Origin of the sequence: Shewanella sp. BC20 (assembly GCF_003129585.1) — a bacterium.
GTDB classification, from domain to species: Bacteria; Pseudomonadota; Gammaproteobacteria; order Enterobacterales; family Shewanellaceae; genus Shewanella; species Shewanella seohaensis.
This window is the reverse complement of the sequence record NZ_NHRI01000005.1, coordinates 59,389-82,783: the sequence shown is the minus strand read 5'-3', so window position 1 is coordinate 82,783 and position 23,395 is coordinate 59,389. Positions and strand designations below refer to the sequence as shown.

Annotated in this window: 21 protein-coding genes and 1 other RNA gene; 7 read left to right on the top strand and 15 right to left on the bottom strand. The window is 50.0% G+C overall.

Features of this window, described 5'->3' with window-relative positions; translation table 11 throughout:
• Positions 1-535: 535 nt before the first annotated feature.
• The 6 genes from gcvP to CBX96_RS07430 form a co-directional block, all read right to left on the bottom strand.
• Positions 536-3,424, bottom strand: coding sequence for an aminomethyl-transferring glycine dehydrogenase (gene gcvP / locus CBX96_RS07455; protein ID WP_011718287.1), 2,889 nt, complete (start codon positions 3,422-3,424; stop codon positions 536-538).
• 122 nt (positions 3,425-3,546) lie between these two features.
• The gene (gene gcvH, locus CBX96_RS07450; RefSeq protein WP_011071083.1) at positions 3,547-3,936 is read right to left on the bottom strand and encodes a glycine cleavage system protein GcvH; all 390 of its coding nucleotides are present in this window, start codon (positions 3,934-3,936) and stop codon (positions 3,547-3,549) included.
• Positions 3,937-3,961: 25 nt separating this feature from the next.
• Positions 3,962-5,056 carry a glycine cleavage system aminomethyltransferase GcvT gene (gene gcvT / locus CBX96_RS07445; protein WP_088210157.1) on the bottom strand — a complete coding sequence of 365 codons (1,095 nt, stop codon included), beginning with the start codon at positions 5,054-5,056 and terminating at the stop codon, positions 3,962-3,964.
• A 399-nt stretch (positions 5,057-5,455) separates the two neighbouring features.
• Positions 5,456-6,679: an FAD-dependent oxidoreductase gene (locus CBX96_RS07440; RefSeq protein ID WP_109286243.1), complete on the bottom strand. Its 1,224-nt coding sequence runs from the start codon at positions 6,677-6,679 to the stop codon at positions 5,456-5,458.
• Positions 6,680-6,715: 36 nt separating this feature from the next.
• Complete coding sequence (ubiH, locus tag CBX96_RS07435) at positions 6,716-7,939, bottom strand: 2-octaprenyl-6-methoxyphenyl hydroxylase (RefSeq protein ID WP_109286242.1); 1,224 nt, start codon at positions 7,937-7,939, stop codon at positions 6,716-6,718.
• A gap of 122 nt (positions 7,940-8,061) precedes the next feature.
• Complete coding sequence (locus tag CBX96_RS07430; protein ID WP_089066962.1) at positions 8,062-8,637, bottom strand: UPF0149 family protein; 576 nt, start codon at positions 8,635-8,637, stop codon at positions 8,062-8,064.
• A gap of 225 nt (positions 8,638-8,862) precedes the next feature.
• On the opposite strand from CBX96_RS07430, the gene CBX96_RS07425 reads away from it, so the two are divergent.
• The 3 genes from CBX96_RS07425 to CBX96_RS07415 all read left to right on the top strand — a co-directional run bounded on the left by CBX96_RS07425 (position 8,863) and on the right by CBX96_RS07415 (position 10,173).
• Positions 8,863-9,165, top strand: coding sequence for a cell division protein ZapA (locus CBX96_RS07425; RefSeq protein ID WP_089066961.1), 303 nt, complete (start codon positions 8,863-8,865; stop codon positions 9,163-9,165).
• 115 nt (positions 9,166-9,280) lie between these two features.
• Positions 9,281-9,461: non-coding RNA, 6S RNA (ssrS, locus tag CBX96_RS07420), on the top strand.
• Between the two features lie 7 nt (positions 9,462-9,468).
• Positions 9,469-10,173 carry a 5-formyltetrahydrofolate cyclo-ligase gene (locus CBX96_RS07415; RefSeq protein WP_086902766.1) on the top strand — a complete coding sequence of 235 codons (705 nt, stop codon included), beginning with the start codon at positions 9,469-9,471 and terminating at the stop codon, positions 10,171-10,173.
• A gap of 146 nt (positions 10,174-10,319) precedes the next feature.
• On the opposite strand, the gene folM is transcribed toward CBX96_RS07415, so the two are convergent.
• Positions 10,320-11,039 (bottom strand): dihydromonapterin reductase, encoded by a 720-nt coding sequence (gene folM, locus CBX96_RS07410; protein WP_086902765.1) that lies wholly within the window; start codon positions 11,037-11,039, stop codon positions 10,320-10,322.
• A gap of 210 nt (positions 11,040-11,249) precedes the next feature.
• Between folM and CBX96_RS07405 the strand changes: the two genes are divergently transcribed.
• The gene (locus tag CBX96_RS07405) at positions 11,250-11,639 is read left to right on the top strand and encodes a thiol-disulfide oxidoreductase DCC family protein (RefSeq protein ID WP_109286241.1); all 390 of its coding nucleotides are present in this window, start codon (positions 11,250-11,252) and stop codon (positions 11,637-11,639) included.
• 79 nt (positions 11,640-11,718) lie between these two features.
• On the opposite strand, the gene mdh is transcribed toward CBX96_RS07405, so the two are convergent.
• The gene (gene mdh / locus CBX96_RS07400; RefSeq protein WP_011718296.1) at positions 11,719-12,654 is read right to left on the bottom strand and encodes a malate dehydrogenase; all 936 of its coding nucleotides are present in this window, start codon (positions 12,652-12,654) and stop codon (positions 11,719-11,721) included.
• 290 nt (positions 12,655-12,944) lie between these two features.
• Here mdh and argR point away from each other — a divergent pair, with 290 nt between their 5' ends.
• Positions 12,945-13,415, top strand: coding sequence for a transcriptional regulator ArgR (gene argR / locus CBX96_RS07395; protein ID WP_011624073.1), 471 nt, complete (start codon positions 12,945-12,947; stop codon positions 13,413-13,415).
• A gap of 239 nt (positions 13,416-13,654) precedes the next feature.
• On the opposite strand, the gene CBX96_RS07390 is transcribed toward argR, so the two are convergent.
• Positions 13,655-14,287 carry an NAD(P)-dependent oxidoreductase gene (locus CBX96_RS07390; protein WP_109286240.1) on the bottom strand — a complete coding sequence of 211 codons (633 nt, stop codon included), beginning with the start codon at positions 14,285-14,287 and terminating at the stop codon, positions 13,655-13,657.
• Between the two features lie 103 nt (positions 14,288-14,390).
• Between CBX96_RS07390 and CBX96_RS07385 the strand changes: the two genes are divergently transcribed.
• A complete protein-coding gene (locus CBX96_RS07385; RefSeq protein WP_109286239.1) occupies positions 14,391-15,293 on the top strand; it encodes a LysR family transcriptional regulator in 903 nt (300 codons plus the stop codon).
• 64 nt (positions 15,294-15,357) lie between these two features.
• Here CBX96_RS07385 and CBX96_RS07380 read toward each other — a convergent pair whose 3' ends face one another.
• The 5 genes from CBX96_RS07380 to CBX96_RS07360 all read right to left on the bottom strand — a co-directional run bounded on the left by CBX96_RS07380 (position 15,358) and on the right by CBX96_RS07360 (position 22,123).
• On the bottom strand, positions 15,358-16,299 hold the full coding sequence (locus tag CBX96_RS07380; protein WP_109286238.1) for a Dyp-type peroxidase: 942 nt from the start codon (positions 16,297-16,299) through the stop codon (positions 15,358-15,360).
• Between the two features lie 206 nt (positions 16,300-16,505).
• Positions 16,506-18,218, bottom strand: a complete 1,713-nt coding sequence (gene ggt / locus CBX96_RS07375; protein WP_011624077.1) for a gamma-glutamyltransferase — start codon at positions 18,216-18,218, stop codon at positions 16,506-16,508.
• Between the two features lie 139 nt (positions 18,219-18,357).
• Positions 18,358-19,407, bottom strand: coding sequence for an ABC transporter ATP-binding protein (locus CBX96_RS07370; RefSeq protein WP_109286237.1), 1,050 nt, complete (start codon positions 19,405-19,407; stop codon positions 18,358-18,360).
• Positions 19,404-21,038: an iron ABC transporter permease gene (locus CBX96_RS07365; protein ID WP_109286236.1), complete on the bottom strand. Its 1,635-nt coding sequence runs from the start codon at positions 21,036-21,038 to the stop codon at positions 19,404-19,406. Before CBX96_RS07365 ends, CBX96_RS07370 begins: the two co-directional genes overlap by 4 nt.
• A gap of 77 nt (positions 21,039-21,115) precedes the next feature.
• Positions 21,116-22,123 carry a Fe(3+) ABC transporter substrate-binding protein gene (locus CBX96_RS07360; protein ID WP_109286235.1) on the bottom strand — a complete coding sequence of 336 codons (1,008 nt, stop codon included), beginning with the start codon at positions 22,121-22,123 and terminating at the stop codon, positions 21,116-21,118.
• A 218-nt stretch (positions 22,124-22,341) separates the two neighbouring features.
• Between CBX96_RS07360 and CBX96_RS07355 the strand changes: the two genes are divergently transcribed.
• On the top strand, positions 22,342-22,764 hold the full coding sequence (locus CBX96_RS07355; RefSeq protein WP_109286234.1) for a hypothetical protein: 423 nt from the start codon (positions 22,342-22,344) through the stop codon (positions 22,762-22,764).
• Positions 22,765-22,771: 7 nt separating this feature from the next.
• Here the strand turns inward: CBX96_RS07355 and CBX96_RS07350 are convergent, their stop codons facing one another.
• Entirely contained in the window at positions 22,772-23,368 is a 597-nt protein-coding gene (locus tag CBX96_RS07350) for a glutathione S-transferase (protein ID WP_011718305.1), read from the bottom strand.
• Positions 23,369-23,395 lie beyond the last annotated feature (27 nt).

Genomic DNA, 23,395 nt, shown 5'->3' with positions numbered 1-23,395 from the left:
ATCCATTACTTGTTGTTAACGAGCAATATACACTAAACGAATGTCAGAACGTAACATTTAACAACAGATCGATTAAAGATTTGCAGATCACTTTCATGAGAGTGAAAAACAGGACAAGCATGACTAATCACTCTACGAGTACACCAAATACAGCATTGTTGCACCAGTGACCTTCTAAAACATGGATGTTTTAGCAGAGCTTACAGGGATGTATTTACAGCGAGTCACTGGTGTAACAGTGCGAGAGCCTGCGGCAGGCAATTAGCAGCACAGTGCTATCCGCAACTTAAAAATTGATTAGCGCCTTATGACAATCCGCAACAAGATTTTAGGTAATAAAAAAGCGACCTTTCGGTCGCTTTTTAATGCTTCAAATTCGCTGAAGCCAACTACACCATAATTGCGTTGCTGGCGAAGCTAATGCAAGGATGATTGAAAGCTTTCGCGCGGAGTTGACTCCTGTCAAACTCTCAATTTCGAGCTATGCGAAAGCCTCATTCAACGCCGCAGTAGCGAGCCTAAGCAGCAATTATCCTTATTCATAGTCTGATAACGGCACACAAGCACAGAACAAATTACGGTCGCCGTAAACGTCATCAATACGGTTCACGGTTGGCCAGAACTTGTTAGTACGCACTGCGGCACTTGGGAACACGGCAACTTCACGGCTGTATGGGCGTGAATCGAACGCTGGGTCCATAATATCGGCCATAGTGTGTGGCGCGTTGTGCAGCGGGTTGTTGTCCGCTGGCCACTCGCCCGCTTCAACCTTAGCGATTTCAGCGCGGATTGACACCATAGCGTCGATAAAGCGGTCCAGTTCAACCTTAGACTCAGATTCGGTTGGCTCAATCATCAGCGTGCCCGCTACTGGGAAGCTCATGGTTGGTGCGTGGAAACCGTAGTCGTTCAGACGCTTAGCGATATCCATTTCGGTCACGCCAGAGGCTTCTTTGATTGGACGCAGGTCGATAATACATTCGTGCGCGACGCGATCGTTACGGCCACGGAACAGTACTGGGTAGTGTTCAGACAGCTTCTTCATCACGTAGTTAGCGTTTAACAGCGCGGTTTGAGTCGACTTTTTCAGGCCGTTTGAACCGAGCAGCTTAATGTACATCCAGCTGATTGGCAGAATGCCAGCACTGCCGTATGGTGCTGCTGATACCGCACCGTTGTTATCGCTTTCACGGCCTGGTTTCACCACAACGTGACCCGCGACGAACGGCGCTAAGTGCGCTTTCACGCCGATTGGGCCCATACCTGGACCACCGCCGCCGTGTGGAATTGCGAAGGTTTTGTGCAGGTTAAGGTGCGATACGTCGGCACCGATAAAGCCTGGTGAGGTTAAGCCAACTTGGGCGTTCATGTTGGCGCCGTCCAAGTACACTTGACCACCGTGCTGGTGCACTATGTTGCAGATTTCGCGGATAGATTCTTCGTACACACCGTGGGTCGATGGGTAAGTGATCATGATACATGACAGGTTTTCTGCCACTTCAGCAGCTTTGGCCTTCAGATCTTCTAAATCCACGTTACCTTGCTTGTCACAGGCAGTCACAACCACTTGCATACCGGCTAATTGCGCCGATGCTGGGTTAGTGCCGTGGGCAGATTGTGGGATTAAACAGATGTTTCTGTGGGCTTCGCCACGAGACTCGTGGTATTTACGAATCGCCAGCAGACCCGCGTATTCACCCTGTGCGCCAGAGTTAGGTTGGATACACACGGCATCGTAACCTGTGACATTCACTAACCATGAAGACAGTTCTTCAATCAGTTGAGTGTAACCCTTGGCTTGATCCAGTGGGCAGAATGGGTGCATGTTAGCAAATTCTGGCCAGCTGACTGGGATCATTTCAACCGCAGCGTTTAACTTCATGGTGCATGAACCCAATGAAATCATTGAGTAGTTCAGTGCTAAGTCTTTGCTTTCGAGACGCTTGATATAACGCATCATCTCGGTTTCGCTTTGGTAGCGATTGAAGGTTGGGTGGCTCAGGATGGCATCTTGACGCACTAAAGACGCTGGAATCGATTGGCTACCTTGCGCCACGATTTGCGCATCTAATGCGGCAACGTCTAAGCCATGGCCAGCACCTAAAATCACATCGAACAGGGCTTCGATATCGGTGCGGATAGTGGTTTCATCTAAGCTCACGCCGACGATGCCGTCAGCATCGAAACGCAGGTTCATTTCAGCGGCCAGCGCACGAGCATTGACTGCAGCAACGTCTAAGCCTTTGATGCTGATGGTATCGAACCAAGTGTTGTTCACTAAGCTCACGCCTTTAGCTTGTAAGCCAGCGGCTAAGATATCGGTGAAGCGGTTGATGCGTGATGCGATGGTTTTCAGGCCTTGTGGGCCGTGGAATACGGCGTAGAAAGACGCCATGTTCGCTAACAGAATTTGCGCGGTACAAATGTTTGAGTTGGCTTTTTCGCGGCGGATATGTTGCTCACGAGTTTGCATCGCCATACGCAGTGCGCGGTTACCACGGGTGTCCTTTGACACACCGATGATACGGCCAGGCATAGAGCGTTTGTGCTCGTCACGGGCCACGAAGAAGGCCGCGTGTGGACCACCAAAGCCCATCGGCACACCGAAACGCTGCGCGCTACCGAAGACCACATCGGCGCCCATGGCACCCGGTGACTTGAGTAACACTAATGCCATGATGTCGGCAGCCACAGTCACAATCACGTTCTTCGCACGTAATTCGGCGAATAAGTCAGTGAAGTCAGTGATTTGACCGAAACGGTTGGAATACTGGAACAGGGCACCAAACAGTTCGTGGTTTACTGCTTCATGGGCAGGACCTACCACCACTTCAAAACCAAAACACTCAGCGCGAGTCTTCACTACGTCTAAGGTTTGTGGGAATACGTCATCGGCTACGAAGAAAATGTTGGCTTTTTTGGCTTTAGACACACGCTTAGCCAGCGCCATCGCTTCGGCAGCGGCAGTCGCTTCGTCCAACAGTGAAGCCGAGGCTAAATCTAAACCGGTTAAATCCATAGACACTTGTTGGAAGTTTAGAATGGCTTCTAAACGGCCTTGAGCGATCTCTGGCTGATAGGGCGTGTACGCCGTGTACCAACCTGGATTTTCGAAGACGTTACGTAAAATCACATTAGGTACTTGGGTACCGTAGTAACCCATACCAATGTAGCTTTTGAAGACTTGGTTTTGTTTGGCTAAACCACGAATGTAAGCAATGCCTTCGGCTTCGCCGCAGGAATCACCAATGCTCAACTCTTGGCTTAAACGGATCGACTCAGGCACGATTTGCGCAGTCAGATCGTCCAGAGACTCAGCACCAACGTAGTTCAACATTTCTTGTTGTTGGCTGCTATCCGGGCCGATATGGCGACGTAAGAATAAATCGTGCTGTTCTAACTGAGTGAGGGTTTGCTTGGTCATGATAAACCTTGTTCCAGATTTGCCGTAGCTCAGAACTGTAGGGTACTGATAAACGGGCTATTGTTATGTCAAACTTGCGCTAAAACAAACGAAGCCCCTTGGGGCTTCGTTAGCGTCGACGATTATTCCTCGTCGATGACAGCTTGGTAACCTTCTGCATCGAGCAGAGCGTCAACTTCAGATTCATCTGAAGGCATAACGCGGAAGAACCAGCCTTCGCCGTAAGCGTCGCTGTTTACGAGCTCTGGAGAATCTTCCAGTGCTTCGTTGACGGCAATCACTTCACCAGAGATTGGCGCGTAGATGTCAGAAGCCGCTTTCACTGATTCTGCCACTGCACAGTCGTCGCCTGCAGTCACAGTGTCGCCCACTTCTGGCAGCTCAACGAAAACCATGTCACCTAACAGCTCTTGAGCATGCTCAGTGATACCCACAGTGTAGCTACCGTCTTCTTCCTTGCGGATCCATTCGTGTGAAGAGGCGTATTTCAGTTCTGTCGGAATATTGCTCATTGTTCTTGTTCCTTGTTCCGTTTTTTTAAAATGCTTGTTTACCGTTGCGCACAAAGTTTGGCGCTACTACTCTAACAGCCACGCGCTTTTTACGCATTTCGACTTCCGCCGTATCCCCAATCGAGTTAGGAACACGCGCCATCGCAATAGAATAGCCCAATGTTGGCGAGAAAGTACCGCTAGTGATCACGCCTTGCTGCTCAACACCCGCTGCATCGGTGAAAAATACTGGCATATCATGGCGTAACACGCCTTTTTCTTCCATCACCAGACCGACTAATTTGTCGGTACCCGCATCGCGCAGGGCTTCAAGTGCCTTACGACCGATAAAGTCACGGTCAGTTGGCTCCCATGCGATGGTCCAGCCCATGTTGGCGGCCAGCGGGTTGATGGTTTCGTCCATATCTAAGCCATAGAGGTTCATACCGGCTTCGAGACGTAATGTATCGCGAGCGCCTAAACCACATGGTTTAACGCCTTGATCTAACAGAGCTTGCCACAGGGCTTCGGCTTCAGTTTCTGGCACGATGATCTCGTAACCCACTTCACCTGTGTAACCTGTGGTGGCAATAAACAGAGAACCGGTTTGCTTACCGAAGAAAGGTTTCATGCCTTCGATGGCGGCATTTTGCTCGCTACTGAACACGGCGGCGGCTTTGGCCTTAGCGTTAGGACCTTGAACGGCGATCATCGCCAGCTCAGGACGCTCAGTCACAGTGACATCAAAACCTTGGGATTGTTTGGCGATCCACGCTAAGTCTTTTTCGCGGGTCGCGCTGTTGACGACAACACGGTAGAAAGTGTCGGTCAGGTAGTAAGTGATCAGGTCGTCGATGATGCCGGCATTGTCATCTAACATGCCGCCGTATAAGGCTTTACCAGGAACTTTAAGTTTGGCCACATCGTTTGCCAGCAACTTACGGAGGAATGCACAAGCGTCGGTTCCGGTCACATCAACCACAGTCATGTGGGACACGTCGAACATACCTGCGTCTTGACGCACGGCGTGGTGTTCTTCGATTTGTGAACCATAGTTGAGGGGCATATCCCAACCGTGGAAGTCGACCATCTTAGCGTTTGATTCTAAGTGCTTGTTAAACAGAACAGTTTTATTAGCCATTGTTATCCCTTTTTTGCGGCCTTTTTCAGGTCTCTGCCTAGCGTAGGGTGATACGAATCCGGCTAAATATCTGGCTAATCGGCATTTCACTTCCACGATGCATCAATTTGAAAGGTGATTCTTTCTGTATCAATGCGTCTGTCACTGCAACGCCTGATTTGCTCTGAATTAATCAGATATTTATCGTGATTGGTATAAGTACTAGGGTCTAAAATGCGGCGAAATTATACCTTGCGTCACAAATTTGTATACAGGAGATTTTTCTAATCCGAAGCCAGTGTCATTAGATTTTCTCATCTTTAACATGTAATTTTTTTACATACGAAAGCGAGATTTGCGCAGCCTGCAATCAAATCGCTGATATTATCAGCAATTATGATTACATTAGCGCAACCGAGGCTAGCGACATAACTTGGGGAGTGAGGACTTATTGCCCATGGCCTGTTGCATGAACACTGTTTTCAGCCCAGCGACATTATCAACGAGGTTGAGTCCCAGATCGCGAATGGCTTTTTTAAGGGGATTGCTCCCCTCGAATAGGCGCTTAAAGCCTTCCATCGCCGCAATCATCTCCATCGCATCGGCCTTGCGCCAACGCTCAAGGGCGCGCAGCTGAGCATAATCACCGATATCCTTACCCGCATCGTGTAGCTCACCGATGACTTCGATAATGCTGGCAGCATCGAGGAAGCCTAGGTTTACCCCTTGGCCAGCTAATGGATGAATAGTGTGGGCCGCATCCCCCGCTAGCACTAAACGGTGGCGGGCAAAATGGCGGGCGTAGCGCATCCGCAATGGGAAGGCTTGGCGTTCACTCTCAAGCTTACAAATGCCGAGGCGGCCATCGAAGGCGGCGGTAAGATTGCGCTCGAACTGCTCTGGCGCCATCTCGAGTAACTCGGTGGCGCGCTCTGGCGGCACTGACCAGACGATGGAGCAGAGGTTGTCTTCATATAAGGGCAAGAAGGCCAGCGGGCCGTCCTGCAAAAAGACTTGGCGGGCGGTGGCAAGGTGCGGCATTTCGCTGCGAATGGTCGCCACGATCGCGTGATGGCCATAATCCCAGAAGGTTAACGGGATCTTACATTGTTCACGCACCCAAGAATTGGCACCATCGGCGGCAATCACCAGTGCGGCGCTGACGCTCTCGATGTCAGCATCGGCACCATTGGCTAAGGTCAACCAAGCTTCGCGCTCACCAAAGGCGATACGCTCTATGCGTTGGTTTTCGATATGGGTGATATTGTCAAATTCACTGGCACGCTTGGCGAGGGCGTAGCTGATGGCATCATTTTCGATAATGGCGCCAAGGCTAGGTTCACTGATGCTGCTGGCATCGAAGGCAATTTTACCAAAGCCGTCTTTATCCCATACCGCCATTTTTTGATAGGGCGTCGCGCGGCTGGCATCGACATAGTGCCAAGCGCCGAGGTGCTCGAGCAAACGTTGACTCGCCTTGTTGATGGCGCTGACCCTAAGCCTTGGCTCACCGCTCACGGCTTGGGTGCTTTGAGCATCGATCACGACGACATTCAAGTTGGCCTGCGCCAATCCTATCGCGGTGGCGAGTCCCACCATGCCGCCACCCACAATGGCAATGTCATAGGCTTGTGAACTTAACATGGGTACATCCTTTTCGCGTTGCGATACCAGTAATGATTATTTCCAGCCCATCGCCTTCTGCGCGACGGGGGGTTTCAGTGGCGGGAACCAAGATAACAGACGTAATCCCAGATTACGCCCAAGGGCCAAAGGCCAGTATTGGTTAGAGAAGCCACGGACTAAAAATTCAATATTGCGAATAGTGCTGTTTCTATCCGCCTCACGGGCCTGCAAATAGCCATGGGTAACGGCGACACCGCCGATATCCTCACCCTGCGCCAGCGCACGTTGCAGCACATCGAGCAGGCTGACGACATCCCGAAGACCCAAGTTAAACCCCTGCCCCGCAATCGGGTGCAGAGTCTGCGCCGCATTGCCGATAAACACGCATCTATGGTGAATCGGCCTTGGCATGTAGGACAGGTTTAACGGATAAGCATGGCGCTCGCTAACGTCGATAAACTGCCCTGCGCGATAGCCAAAGGCTTGCTGCAACGCAGCTAAAAACTCGGCTTTGGGCGCGGTGAGCATCGCTTGGGCGCGGTTATCGTCGAGTGCCCATACGAGGGATAAACGCGGCTGTCCTTGGCTATCTGCCATCGGCAATAACGCCAATGGGCCAGTCTCGGTAAAGCGTTCATAAGCCCAGTGCTGATGCGGCTTATCGGTTTGCAGATTAGCGATAATCGCGGTTTGCTCAAACGCCACTTGGGTGATGGGCAGATTAAAACTGCTGCGCACCTTGGACTGCAAGCCATCGGCCGCGACCACCAGCTTGGCGCAAATCCGCTCGCCGGAATCGAGCACTAGGGTGTGACTCTCGTTAGCCGGAATTAACTCTGACAGTTTGGCAGGGCAAAAGAGCTTAACCTGAGTTTTATGAAGCTCGCTAAAGAGCACTTGGCCGACTCTTTCCAGCTCGACGACTTGGCCCAGCGCATCTAAGTGAAACTGACTGGCGTTGAGTTCCGTCATCCCAAAATGGCCGCGATCGGATACGTGGATATCCCTAATCGCCGTGCCTAAATGCGCCAGTTTCGGCCATAAACCTAAACGGGATAACTCGAAGATGGAACCATGGGCAATGGCGATGGAGCGGGCGTCAAAGCCGGGATGGCTATTATAGGGAAGATGCGCCTCGATTAAGGCAATAGATAAAGGTTTTTCAGTGCCAGACAAACGCGCTAAGGCCAGCGCGAGGGTCGCCCCCGCCATGGCGCCACCAACAATGGCAATATCGACATTTTGAACTGAATTATCCATGTGCTCTGCTACCGTCATGGGGTTCTCATTCAAGCTATGGCATGGCTAAAAGCGTTTCGCCATCAGGATGTTAGATTTGAAACTCATTAAAGGCGGAATCGTTCCGCCTTTCTCTTTCTACGACCTTTCTCTTTCTACGATTAGTGGATCACCGCAGGATCGTCGCCCTCTCCGTGGCTCGGCTCTGGGCCAAACTCGGAGTAACACAAAATGGCGGCAATGCGGACAAACTCCAGCAACTCTGTGTAAGCCGTTTCCGATTCTTCATCTTCGGTCACGTCAAACTCAACCTGAGCAATCTCCGCCAGATCTTTGATCACTTCACGCACTTCGGCCGAGGCTTTATTCAGCTTTGGCTGGATAATCGCGATGCCGGTTAAGAAGCTTTGTGTCCACAGTGATAAGGCTTCAACGCGTTGACTTAACGGCTCTTCCTCTTCGGGAAGCAGTGGCATAAAGCCAAACTCAAAGTCGCCTAAACGGGCAACCGAGTCTTGGAATAGCTCACACACCAATTGATGCAGAGGCGCTGGTAAAGGTTGACCATCATTCATCAGGTCAAATAAAGGTTTAATCCACAGATCGCCAGTTTGATCTACGCCACCGCAGATTAACCCCACAAGGGCACCGTGCACTTCCACGGGATGCTGACCAATTTCAGCCGCATCGAGGGCGATTTTCAAGCTGTCGATACGTAACGAAGGAGGGGTCGCCATATCAGGTTCCAATCAGAATTTTCCAGCAGCAATGCTAGCAGAGATAAAGATTTGAACCAACTCTGATCCGGCATTCTTGGGGGCGAAGATAAAAATTCCGGCAACTGCTCACACAAGCAGCAAACAAAACGGCGAATGTGCAATCCATCGGCGGCTCACCTTGCACTTTTAATATCAGCCCTATATAGTCCGCCCTATCGATGCCAACGAAAGGATCATCTTCGAATGAGTAATAGTGCAGTTGAAATCACCCTACTGGGACGCACCTACTCTATCGCCTGCCCGAAAGGTCAGGAAGATGCCCTACGCGTTGTGGCGCAAGGTGTTGAGCAACAGCTCATCTCGATGAAAAATCGCACCAACAGCTTAAGCCGCGAAGAAATTGCCATTATGGCGGCGCTGAATATTGGACACGAGTTGTACCAAGAAAAGCAAAAGAATAAGCACTATATGAAACAAATGGATGACCGCATCAGCCTGTTGCAGTCAACCTTGGAAAACGCCTTAGTTGAGCGTTCAACCAAATAGATTTAGACTGTGCCACTCGGTGCCAAGCACCATCTATCTGAGAAGAGTTGCACAGTGAATGGCTAAACTGGCCTATACTTTTTAAGCCAAACGATTAGCGATTCAATACCGTTTTTGCTCCCTGGGGTGCAGGCCAACTGGTAATGTCCCTGTGCCGATAATTTTGATCTCAGGGTGAATGCTTTACTGACATTGAGCATGCTCGGCTCGTACCGAGAAGCCTTAGGAGGTAATCATTTACCCGCCTTGAACCTACGGTTCAAGGGCTACACCGGTAGCGGCATTCTGGGGAGCATCTTATTTATGTCTATCACTTCACCTGTCTCGAACACTTCAGCCCCAACAGTCAAGGGGCCACACGGCAATCAGTCTGCAATTGATACCCAGTCGCTAAGCCCAACTCTAAGCCCAACGCTAAGCCTAAGCCCAAATCTAAGCCGCGCCGAATTGCGTAAACAGATCCGCTTAGCTCGCCGCTCGCTTTCGACAGAGCAGCAGGCAGAGGCAAGCCTTGCCGCAGGTCAGCGAATGCTCGAAAAACTTAGCACGCTGAAGGCCCAGCATGTCGCACTTTACCTCACCCACGATGGTGAACTGGCAACCGCTCCGCTTATCGAAGCGCTTTGGCAACAGGGGATTCACACCTATCTGCCACGGCTCCACCCCTTTAATGCAGGGCAATTATTGTTTTTGCATTACCACGCCGACTCGCCAATGCTGCCGAATCAATTTGGCATTTTAGAGCCTAAGTTGGATGTGCGCGCCGTGATGCCGATTGAACGGCTCGATGTGGTGATCACCCCACTGGTTGCCTTTGATATCAAAGGTAATCGCATGGGCATGGGCGGCGGCTATTACGACAGAACGCTTGCCAATTGGCACGCCAAAGGTAAACCTCTGCCTATGGGTTACGCCCATGATTGCCAGCAAGTCACGACCCTGCCCTGCGAGCATTGGGATGTGCCCTTGCCCAGTATCATCACCCCAAGTCGAGTACTAACGTTTTGAAAAGCAGGTGCAAGAAACTAGAAGCTAGAGCGCTTCGCTGCTAGAAAAAGCAGAGCATCGCTCCATAACGACTTCTTCTTGATTGAATCTAGATTCTAGAGCCATGCAATGGCATTCTAGAGGCCGCAGGCCGTTCTAGATTCTTTTTACTTTAAATGCCGCCCACCATCGACATTGTGGCTACGCCCTGTGACGTAGCGGCTCGCCAATAGATAATCCACTAAGGCGATAATCTCCTGATTTCCAGCTTCTTTTGGCAAGATGGCCTTAGCCAAGGTCTTTTGCCGATAGGCTTCATCATCGCTTGGATTAAAGAGGATCATCGCAGGAGCAATCGCATTCACTTTGACCTCAGGTGCCAATTGCGCCGCAAAGGATAAGGTTAAGTTATCCAGTGCCGCCTTGCTGGCCGCGTAAGCCATGTGCTTGGCGCTGCCCTTTTCGGCCACATAATCGGTGAAATGGATAATATCGCTGGCGCCAATCTCGCCCTCGGCTCCCGCTCGCAGCTGCGAGGCTAAGGCCAAGTTCATTTGATAGGGCACGCTCACATGCACCTGCATCATGCGCTGCATGACTTCATGGGCGGCAAGGCTTGGGCTGTTATCTGGCAGCCAGTCAGAGGCGTTATGGATAATGGCGCGGATTTTGGGATATTGGCTCAATTGCTCAATCAGGGTTTGCAGCTGCGCATTATCGTAAAAATCGCATTGGATTAAGGTCGCGCCCAAAGACTGCAACTCATCGATGCTGGGATAATGGCTGCGATAGGTGCCAATCACCTTGTGCCCTTGGGCGATCAAGTGTTTCGCAAGGGCGTAGCCAATGCGTTTACCCACACCAGTGATAATAATGGGAGCTGTCATATTCATCCTGTTATTTGCCGAGTACGGGCTTATGTGTTCAATGTAGGGCAAATCTAGTTAGCCAAATCATCAATAAAACAGTGTAATACGCAGAATGTTACTGTCTTTATCATCCTGCGCCTAATCATTAAGGCATTAAAGGCTGCATGATTTAGATCTAAAATGATGGCGCCCGCGTATACTCAAGGCCAGCTTAATCGAGGAAGCCCTATGGAACTGCGGATTTTTTACGACGGCAATTGCCCTTTATGTAGCGCCGAAATGCGTCAGCTTAAAGCGCGCGATACCGATGATCGCATCGAACTTGTGGATCTTAATGCTGACAATTTCAGCTCTCGATTCAGCTATATCGATAAAGAGTACGCCAATACCATTCTGCATGGTGAAACGGCGTCGGGGGAGATTTTGCTTGGGCTCGATGTCACCTGCAAAGCTTGGGGATTAACGGGTACACGCCCTTGGGTGCAGATGCTACGGCTGCCTCTCATTAAACCCGTTGCGGACTGGTGCTACCTGAGATTTGCCAAGCACAGATACCGCATCTCTTATTTACTGACAGGCAAGTCGCGCTGCGACAATCAATGCCAACTGCCTAAGTAACTAGCCTCAAGTAAAGACTCAAATTCTGCCCATAAAAAAAACGGAGCCATTAGGCTCCGTTTTTGATAATCCAGATAGATTACTTAACGAAATCAACGCCTAGTTTGATATCGCCTTTCAGCGTATCTAACATAGAATCACGGGCGTTCGCTTCGAATGCGCTCACTTCACCGTAAGGCAGTACTTTTTCGATACCGTTTTTGCCTAACAGCACTGGTTGAGCGAAGAATTCAGCGTGCTCGCTGCCGCCGTCAACGTAAGCACATTCAACGATGTTAGCTTCGCCTTGCAGACCACGAACCAGAGACATACCGAAACGGCAAGCCGCTTGACCCATAGACAGAGTCGCGCTTCCGCCACCGGCTTTAGCTTCAACCACTTCAGTACCCGCGTTTTGGATACGCTTGGTCAGAGAAGCCACTTCTTCATCAGAGAAAGTCACGCCTTCAACTTGAGACAGTAATGGCAGAATAGTCACACCGCTGTGGCCGCCGATAACGTTCACTTTAACGTCAGCAACGTTTAAGCCTTTTAATTCAGCGATGAAAGTTTCAGAACGGATAACGTCCAGAGTAGTCACACCGAACAGACGGTTCTTGTCGTAAACACCCGCTTTCTTCAACACTTCAGCCGCGATAGCAACAGTAGTGTTTACTGGGTTAGTGATGATACCCACTAACGCTTTAGGGCAAGTCACAGCCACTTTTTCGATCAGGTTACGAACGATACCTGCGTTGATGTTGAACAGATCTGAACGATCCATACCAGGCTTACGCGCAACACCAGCAGAAATTAGAACAACGTCAGCACCTTCCAGTGCAGGCGTTGGATCTTCACCAGCAAAACCTTTGATTTCTACCGCAGTAGGGATATGGCTCAAGTCAACCGCAACACCCGGAGTAACCGGTGCGATATCGTATAGAGACAGTTTAGAACCCGCAGGTAATTGAGTTTTTAACAGTAGGGCGAGAGCCTGGCCGATACCACCAGCAGCACCAAGTACAGCAACTTTCATAGTTATCTCCGTTATTTCTCGGATATGTGTGACATGGATCTAATTTCCGTTGGCGTCACATTACTGGAATGTCACGTTAATTTCAATTATCCCTTAGTCGTGGAGACAAAGTTTTAGCGAAACTGAGCATTCCAATGTTGAATATTTACTCTAGTTCAATATCAATACCGACAATACGGCTATCTAGCCATCCATAAATTGCATTTTTATTCAGTCATAATGGTTATTTGTTGACACTTTGACCAAAACTATTCAAAATACGCCTGTTTTTTTGAATAAAGAATAAGACTATGCAAACGACCAAGAATCAGGATGACCTTGTTAGAATTTTTAAGGCGATTTTAAAAGAGGAGCGCTTTGGCTCCCAGAGTGAAATTGTCGCCGCTTTACAAGCAGAAGGCTTCAGCAATATTAACCAATCGAAAGTGTCTCGGATGCTCAGCAAGTTCGGTGCAGTGCGCACCCGTAACGCTAAGCAGGAGATGGTTTATTGCTTACCCGCCGAACTCGGCGTGCCTACCGCTGGCAGCCCGTTAAAGAACTTAGTACTCGATGTTGACCATAACCAAGCCATGATTGTCGTTCGCACCAGCCCTGGCGCCGCGCAATTAATTGCCCGTTTATTGGATTCCATCGGTAAGCCAGAAGGGATTTTGGGGACCATTGCCGGAGACGACACTATCTTTATCTGTCCATCCAGCATCCAAGATATCGCCGATACCTTGGAAACCATCAAATCTTTATTCAATTACGCAGAATAAAAAAACAGGTCAGCTTGCTGACCTGTTCTGTTTTATCTGTACGCTTTTCAGTCCAACATTGCCCTTGTTTCAGGGCTGGTGTCCCGATTACGTTACAGCACAAGACCTATCTGTTGGCTTGGATGACGCGTACTTGGAAAAAAGACTCGTCACCCCAAGCTTACAAACCTGAGCTCACAAACCTAAGCTCACAGACCTTAGTTCGTCGACTTTAGCCCGTAGCTCTAAGCTCATCAGCCTTAGTAGGCCACACTGATCCTTTGATTAAGATGCGCCGCTTTTTCTGCTTCATCCAGCATCGCTTTGGCGTAGTCGGCTACTGAAATCTTGCTCTGGCCATTCGCATCGGTAAAGAAGCTATCGCCACCTAAACGGTATGGGCCTTCGCTGGCGCCAGGGTAGATTTCTGCCGCTGGGCTGACAAAAGTCCAGTTAACAATGGTGTTAGCGGCGCGAAATGCCTTCAAAGCTTCACCTTGAGCCAAGGCTTCATCCTTATAGGCGGGCGGGAAATCTGGCGTAGACACTAAGGTCACTCCCGGCGCGACTTCTAAACTACCTGCACCACCGACCCAAAGTAGGCGAGGCACTTTTGCCTGTGGCAACACGGCTAACAGATTATTGACCGTCTTCGCGACTATGCCATGGTTCTGCTCGGCGCGCGCACCCACTGCGGCGATCACTACATCGACACCTGCAAATGTGTCGGCTTTCAATGGCTGAGTCAGGTCGACACTACGCACTTCTGCCGCTGTTTCGCCAAGCTTGCTTGGGTCACGCACTAAGGCAACGACGTCATGACCACGGCTCTGCGCCTCGTTAAAAATGGTTCCGCCAATCCAACCTGATGCACCTAATACTGCAATTTTCATTTGATAAGTCTCGCTACTGATTTAAATTGAGACCAGTTTACTTGCGACACTTCACGTGATAAATATCGATAAATGAGCATGATTGTTTCAGATTGAGATACTAATGGATAAAATCGCCGCCATGCGTAGCTTTATCGAAGTGGCCAACTGTGGCAGCTTTACTAAGGCCGCAGAACACCTCGATCTGAGTCGCCTACAGGTTTCACGTCATATTCAAGAAATTGAGCAGTGGCTGAGTTTACGTTTACTGCACCGCACGACCCGCAGCGTGAGCCTCACTCTACAGGGTGAAGAAGCCCTGCAATATTGTCAGCGAGTGCTGAGCGAAGTCGCCGCAATGGAAAGCCGCGCCCATAGTCATAACACCGAATTAGTAGGTAGTATTCGTATTGCCACGCCCGTCGGACTTGGGCAACACAGTCTATTTGATGTGGTCGATCGCTTTATAAAATTACACCCTAAGGTCAATATTCAGCTGTTAATGTCGGACAGTTTTGCTCAATTGGTGGATGAGCGGGTGGACGTGGCACTGCGCTATACCGAGCAACCCGATGAGAATTTGATTGCCCGCAAACTGATGAGCATAGATGCCGTGCTGTGCGCCGCGCCCAGTTACTTGGCTCAAGCCGAGCCGCTAACCGCCCCTAAAGACCTGCTCAGCCATAATTGCCTTATCCATAGTTCGCAGCAACATTGGCAGCTCCTCAAGGAGCAACAGAGTGAGCTGATTAAACCTATGGGGAATCTGATGGCGAATGAAATGGGAGTGCTTGTCAGCGCCGCATTGCGCGGGCATGGCATTGCCTACTTGCCCTGCGACTTAGCCAATCCCTATCTGGCCAGCGGCCAACTACAAGAAGTGCTCCCCGAATACACGGCGCCAGGGCAAACCCTTTGGGCTGTGTATCTCTCCCGCAGTTATCAACAAGCGCTGGTGCGCGCCTTTATCGATTTTACCGCCCAGCAGTGGCAGCAGGATCTCAGTAAGTGGACGGCATCGAGTTAAGCCTACAAACAAAAACGCACTGAGGCTTTAAGGCTCAGTGCGTTTAGTTGCGGTTTGCGAAGACTTAATTATCGAATTGCATCAAAAAATCTAAGCTTGGGGCGAAGAAAGAAGAGCCCGTCAATGCGCTGGTGAAGTGCATCAAATGGTCGTGATTACCCGCACCATCGCCAAACACCATGCTGTGGAGCATCTTTTCGAAGTGATCTGGTGTGCGGCAGGTTGAAATAAACATCAGCCCTTGCTCCTTGAGCGAGCCGTAAGGCATGCTCTGGCGCAAAATCTCAATCGACTTGCCGTTGTCATCCTTGAGGTTTACCCGCTTGATATGGCTGGTTAATGGCTTATCTTCCGACTCGTATTCGATGTTGTCTTGCTTGGTGCGACCGATAATGTCTTCTTGCTTTTTAAGCGGTAATCTATGCCACTTACTCAAGTTGTGGGCGTACTTTTGCACGTGAATGTAGCTGCCGCCCTTAAATTCAGGATCTTCATCCCCGACTAAAGCGACCTCTTGACGATGACGTCCTTTAGGGTTTTCAGTGCCATCGACAAAGCCCGTTAAATCGCGACTATCCATAAATCTAAAGCCGCGTTCCTCTTCGACTAACTCGACTAAGTCTTCGAACATTTGGCTGATTTCGTTGGCGACTAAATGCAAAATGTCGTAGCGGTCGCAGCGAATATGCACAAACAAATCGTATTCGATCGCAGGCGCCTCACGGTTACCCGCTTGCATCGCTGGGAATGGTTTGAGCATTTCGGGGCGAGCATCGGGATAGAGGCTGTCCCAATAGTTGGCGCCTATGCCCACAAAACCATTGAATGCGCTGTCGGAATATTGATCCGTCAACTCATAAATATACTGCGCAACGTTGGCAATACAGGGACGCAATTGCGATTCAACGTTATCGTTGTCGCTCGCATTAAACATCAAATAGACGCTATGTAAGTTTCCCTCTGCACACACACCCAACTGTTCACGCGGCATATTTTGAATATCCATCTGGTTATCACCCTTTTGTCGATTCATTTTCGGCAATATTATCCGCAACTTTACCTGAAAATGACATTAAGTAACGCACAGTTTGTCCGTCTTTGTAATGTAAACACGTTTGTAGACTGCAATATAAAAATTGACGAGGCCATTACGCCTCGTCAATCAGTCTTACGCAAGCTTCGGCGCTCATTACACCGCAAGCAAATTATGCCTTAGTAACCTGCGGCATAACCGTCTTTACGGCTTTCGGAGGCGCCGCGGTAAACGCCCGTTTCCGCATTAAAACCAATGGCTTGATATCCGCCAAAATCACCAAGCCCATCGCGGAGTACATGGCCTTTCTTAATCAGCTCACGGCGAGTTTCAACGGGGAAGCCTGATTCCAAGCTCACATAACCACCGTCATTCATCACCTCGCCCGTAGGCTCGGTCGAACCTGTGTGCAAAATTCTGGGGGCATCGCCCGCTTCTTGCAAGTTCATTTTAAAATCAATCAGATTAACAATGATCTGCGCGTGCATTTGCGGCTGCGTTGCACCGCCCATCACCCCAAAACTTAGCCAAGGTTTACCGTCTTTGGTTACAAAGGCGGGAATAATGGTATGGAAGGGACGCTTACCCGGCGCGTAGGTGTTGAAACGACCTTCGGTGAGATCGAACATCTGCCCGCGATCCTGCAGTACAAAACCGAGATCCGGTGGCGTCATACCTGAGCCCATGCCGCGGTAGTTACTCTGGATCAGCGACACCATATTGCCGTCTTTATCCGCGGTAGTGAGATACACAGTATCCCCATGTTGCAGCGCAGGATTACCCGCATCGACACTCTTAGCCGCCTTGTTTAAGTCGATGAGCTTGGCGCGATCGTAATTATATTGCTGCGAAATCAGATCTTTAACTGGCACTTTATTAAAGGCCATATCGGCATAGAATTTCGCGCGGTCGGCAAAGGCAAGTTTTTTGGCCTCTACGAATAAATGCACATATTCAGGGCTGTTAAAGCCCATGGCCGCGACATCGAAGGGCTCCATGGTTTTTAAGATCTGTAGTGCAGCAATCCCCTGCCCATTGGGCGGCAATTCCCACACATCGTAGCCACGGTAGTTAGCCGATACGGGTTCAACCCAGTCGCTAGTATGGCTGGCTAGGTCTTCATAACTGAGGTAACCGCCTTGAGCCTTAATGTATTTATCTATGCTCTTGGCAATGTCGCCCTTATAGAATGCGTCGCGACCGCCCTTGGCAATTTTCTCGTAGGTGTTTGCTAATGCAGGATTTTTAAAGATTTCCCCTACCGCAGGCATTTTGCCATTGGGCATATAGGTTTCCTTAAAACCGGGGAATTGACCGAGTTTTTTACCACTGCCATTAAGATAATAAGCAATCAGCTCAGAAACGGGAAAGCCTTCGCGGGCATAACGAATCGCTGGCGCTAAATTATCGGCCATCGGCAGTTTGCCGAACTTATCGTGCAACTCGAACCATCCATCCACCGCGCCGGGAACCGACACGGGCAGCGGCCCAAAGGGCGGTAAATAATCTAAGCCGAGGGATTTAAGCTTCTCTAGGGTTAAGGATTTGGGGCTACGACCCGAGGCATTGAGGCCATAGAGCTTCTTATCTTTAGCGCTCCAGACAATGGCAAATAAATCGCCGCCAACCCCGGCACCAGTAGGCTCGACTAAGCCCAGCATGGCATTGGCCGCAATCGCCGCATCCACGGCACTGCCGCCCTGTTTTAATACATCAATCGCCACCTGTGTCGCCAGCGGTTGGCTCGTCGCAGCCATCCCATGGGTGGCATACACTTCTGAGCGCGTCGCAAAGGCTTTACCCGTTATCCTATCCATGGCCAATACTCCCGATGACGACATTGCTGTCGCCACTGTGACTAAGGTACAAATTGATTTTATTGTTTTTATCATAATTCCTCCCACTCTGGAGGAATTAAGGTAACAAGGAAGGCTGAAAATATCAGCAATCTAGCGTTTTTTTGCCCAAGTTAAACGTAAGCAAAAATGTCATACTTTATGCTGATACAGTGACATATCCTCTGCGGCCTGCTTAAGACTCAAATAGCACCAGAGAATGTGGCTCAGTGCTTAATCCCACTCGCTGGCCAACATTCAACTGCATGATTTGACTGCGCACTTCAACATAATGGGCGTGGGACGCCGCCTCGACTTTCACCCAATAATGGCAAAATGCCCCGAGGAAGCGCCGCTCGGTAATGGTCCCCACCCCCGCATCATCGGCGCTAAGCGCCAATTGCTGTGGCCGCAAAAACACTTGGCCATTGAAAGCATGGGATTGCGACAAGGGCGTCAGGCTGCGCAGCTCACCAATCGGGGTGGCAACACTATGGCCATCGAGCACTTCGGCGGGTAAGTAGTTACCACTGCCAAGAAAATCCGCCACATAGCGGCTATTGGGCGCGGCATATAAGTCCTCGGCGCGGCCATGCTGCACTATCACGCCTTGGTTGAAAATAGCCAAGGTATCGGCAAAGACGAAGGCCTCGTCCTTACTGTGGGTTACAAAAACCGCGCTGACATTACGCTGTTTGAGAATGCTGCGGATCTCCGCCATCATGCTGTGGCGCACTTGGGCATCGATATTCGAAAAAGGCTCATCGAGTAACAGCAATTGCGGCTCATAGGCTAGTGCGCGCGCAATCGACACCCGCTGCTGCTGCCCACCGGATAGCTCATGGGGATAGCGTTTGGCTAACCCTTCGAGTTTCACTAGGGCGAGCATGTCATCTAACCGCGCCTTGCGCTGCGCTGGTGTTAATTTTGCCACACCAAAGAGAATATTTTCGGCGACGGTCAAATGGGGGAACAAGGCATAGTCTTGGAAAATCATCCCTATGCCCCGTTGCTCACTCGGCACAAATTGCCCTGCGCCGCTAACCGTCTTGCCATTAATTTGGATTTCACCTTGGCTGATGGCCTGCAATCCTGCAACCGCCCTGAGCAAAGTGGTTTTGCCGCAGCCACTTGGGCCTAACAGCGCAAGGATTTCCCCTTGAGCTAGGGTTAAATCCAAGCCTTTGAGTACCTGTTGGCCCTGATAATCGCTATGAACTTGATGAAGATTGAGGGTACTGGTCATCGGCTATCTTGCTCCAAGGAACGGTTTAAATAAATCAGCGGGACTAAACCCACGAGTACAATCACAATGGCGGGCAAGGCGCCATGTTCAAGCTTTTCGTCTGAGACAAACTGGAATACATAGGTGGCGAGATTCTCAAACCCTATGGGCCGCAGCAACAATGCCGCCGGTAATTCTTTCATGCTTTCGATAAACACCAGCAATGCCCCGGCAAATAACCCCTTAGTGAGCAGCGGCAGATGCACTCTTTGCAATAGTCGTCTTGGGCTCTGTCCTAGGGTTAGGCTCACCATGTCCAGTGACGGCGAAATGCGTTTATAGCTAGTCTCCACGCTGCCGATGGCGATAGCCACAAAGCGCACACAAAAAGCAAAAACCAGCGCGGCCGCACTGCCCGTAAACAGAAGCCCAGGGCCTGTCATTCCCAACCAATCGGCTAAGTCGTTGATCGCAAAATCGAGCAGGGTTAATGGCACCAGTACGCCAATGGCGAGCACTGTGCCAGGCAAGGCATAGCCAGTCGATGCCAAGCGTGATGGCAGCGCATCGCTCGATCTCGGGCTCACGCGGCGAATAAACATCAATATCAATGCAATCGTGCAGCACACTAGGCTAGTGATGAGTGCGAGGCTCAAACTATTCACGCTCAATTGCCAGAAAATCGGATCCCAGCTCTGCGCAAAATAATCAATGGCATAGGAGAGTAAAATCCCGCTTGGCAGCACAAAGGCTAGCACTAACAAGGTGATGCAATAGCCGAGAGCACATAGGGTTTGCAGCGGTGAGAGTCGATATAAATCGCTCGCTTGAATACGGGACTGCTTTTGGAATAACTGCTGTTTACGGCGAGCAAAACGTTCCATTCCAATCAGACTAAACACTACCAAGAGGATAATGGCCGAGAGCTTAGCCGCCGCAGTCAAATTGCCATAACCTAGCCAAGTGTCGTACACGGCGGTGGTCAGGGTTGGTACGGCAAAGTAGTTGACCGTGGCAAAATCCGCCGCGGTCTCCATCGCCACTAAAGCCACGCCCACGGCTAAGGCGGGCCTTGCCATAGGTAAAGATAAACGCCAAAAACTCTGCCACGGCGAGCAGCCCATAATCCTCGAGGCGTGGGCCAAGCTTAGGGATTGCTCCATAAACGCGGTGCGCGCCAACAGATAAATATAGGGAAAGAGCACCAGCGACAACACACACGCCGCACCGCCTAAGGTACGAATATCGGGGAAAAAGTAATCCTGCGGTGAATTCCAACCAAACACAGAACGAAGCCCAGTTTGTACTGGGCCGGCGTAATCGAGCAAATCGGTATATACGTAGGCAACAATGTAGGCTGGCATGGCCAAGGGGAGCAATAAGGCCCATTGCAGATAACGCCTAGCAACAAACTCACAGCGCGCCATTAACCAAGCGCAGGGCAGTGCCAACAAGAGTGAGCCAATACTCACCCACAGGATCAACCATAGGCTGTTGGAGATATAAGTAGGTAATACGGTGGAGAGCAGGTGACCAAAAACAGCCTCATCGGGCTGCGCCGCCTGAAGAATTAACGCAAAGAGGGGTAACACCAGTAGCGCGGCTATGGCATAACCAGTAAGCGACCAGCTTCTGGCTAATCCTAAAATCATGTGGATCCTTTAACCTAAGTGCGCCAATCAAGGCGCACTTTTTACTTTTACTATTTCTAGTCGTTATAACCGCTCAACTAGAGATCGAACTGAACTTCATCTAACAATTTCACCGCCGCTTGATGGTATTCCGCCAGTTTGAAAATCGGTAATTGGTCGGATTTAAACTCGCCCCAAGAGGCGACCAAGGTTGAAGGCGCGACATCGGCTTTGACCGGATATTCCATGTTTACTTCGGCATAGGCTTTTTGTGCCACATCCGCAGACAGGAACTCCATCAACTTGATTGCATTGTCTTTATTCGGCGCATGGCGAGTGAGCACCATACCAGAAACGTTCACATGGGCACCGCGATCGGCTTGGTTCGGAAAGTTAATCACCACAGCCTCTGCCCAGCTCTTTTGCTCTGGATCTTGCAGCATATTGCCGTAGTAGTAGCTGTTACCGATGGCGATATCACACAAGCCCTCTTTAACCGCCTTCACCTGCGCTCTATCGTTACCTTGAGGCTTGCGTGCTAAGTTGGTTTTCACACCTTGCAACCAAGTCTTAGTCTCGGCCTCACCGTGGTGGGCGATCATAGACGCCACTAAGGCGATGTTATAAGGATGCTTGCCACTGCGCGTACAGATCTTGCCTTTGTACTTAGGATCGGCCAACTCTTCGTAGCTGATCGCTTGTGGGCCGAGACGATCTTTTGCCGTATAGAGATTACGCACACGCATCGTTAAGGCATACCATTGTCCATCGGGATCGCGGTATTGCGCGGGGATATTGCTATCGAGCTGCTCACTTTTCACGGGAGCCGTCAGGTCTTTGTCGACCAATTCAACCAAGCGAGAGAAATCTGAAGTTAACACTAAATCCGCAGGGGATAAATGGCCTTCACGGGCGATACGCTCGGCAATACCATCTTTCGCAAAGACAAAATTTACCCCAATGCCCGTTTCCTCCGTAAAGCGCTTCAGAATAGGCTCAACCAGAAACGGCTGACGGTAGGAGTAAACGGTTAATGTCTCATCAGCGCTAGCCGAATTCGCAACCGACATTAACCCAAGTAAAGCGGCACAAGTTACCCATTTCATTCGCGATTTCTCCCCAAAATGATGACAGCAAGCGTGAGTCAATTCTTAAGACTATTAATGATAATAGTTATCAGTTGCGCAAGAGTAATAGATCAAGTGAAGCAGGGCAATAGGTTGATTAACTTTTTGTTTTTAATGAAATAAAACTTAAAACTGGTGATTATCTCAAACCAAACTAAACTGAACCTTAATTCGCTTAAAATACATGAGGAGGCGGTATGTTGGGCGTTTTACTACTGCTGGTCATCGCGGTAGCGCTACTCGCATTGCTGACACTCAAGCGAGGCCCTAAAAAGCGCAAGCACTTTGTCAAACTCATGGAAACCGCAAAAAATAAAAATCAACGACATGCAGAGCAAGATCGCCGCTTCCACTGTGTCAGTATCGAAAATGACGGTAGTTGTTGTGATCAGGTAGATGAGCTCAAAGGGAAACGTTTTCTATCAAAGGAAGCCCCTGAGCTTCCCATGGAAGAATGCACTATGGCCAATTGCCAGTGCCGCTATCAACACTATGATGATAGACGCCAAACCGGTAATGATCGTAGGGTCGATTACGGCATAACGAAGGATCTCTACGGCGCGTTTGGTGAACATAATCGCCGTGAGACCCATAGAGGCCGCCGCTCGACAGACCATTAAACGCCTTTTACGCTGGGCGAGTTTCCACAAACGCTGGGAGATCGCGCATTTCACTAAACCAGAGCGAGGTCGCGGGAGCCACTTTACGCCAATCGAGTTCTGGATGTCTGAAATCCACATAATCTAATAAGCAAATTAAGGCTAATTGTGGCGCCTGAATCGTTGCCTGAGTGATCACACTCTGGTGTTCCATTTGCATCAAACCCCGCAGCAGCGCTTGCTCAAAACGCGATGTCCAAAAGGCCGATCTCACCCCTTCCTCTTCACGCATTTGTTCTTGGCGCAATTTTACTGCGCTATCAATCAGACCTTTGATCATCGAATATTGGCACTGTAATACCCAATTATTCACTTGGCCACCGAACATCTGCTGTTCACCTAATTCGGCGTCTAAATAGCGCATAATCACCTCGCTATCGAAGATAGGCACACCATCGTTGGTGATGAGGCAAGGGATCTGCCCAAGCGGGTTAACATCGAGCAGCTCGGCGGTGTTTTCCATCGGATTGACTAAGACTTCTTCGATATCCTTAATCCCTAAATAACGAATTAATGTGCGAACACAACGAGCATAGGGTGAAGCGAGGGAGCAGAGCAACTTCATCAAAAAATCCTTCTATATGACTGACAT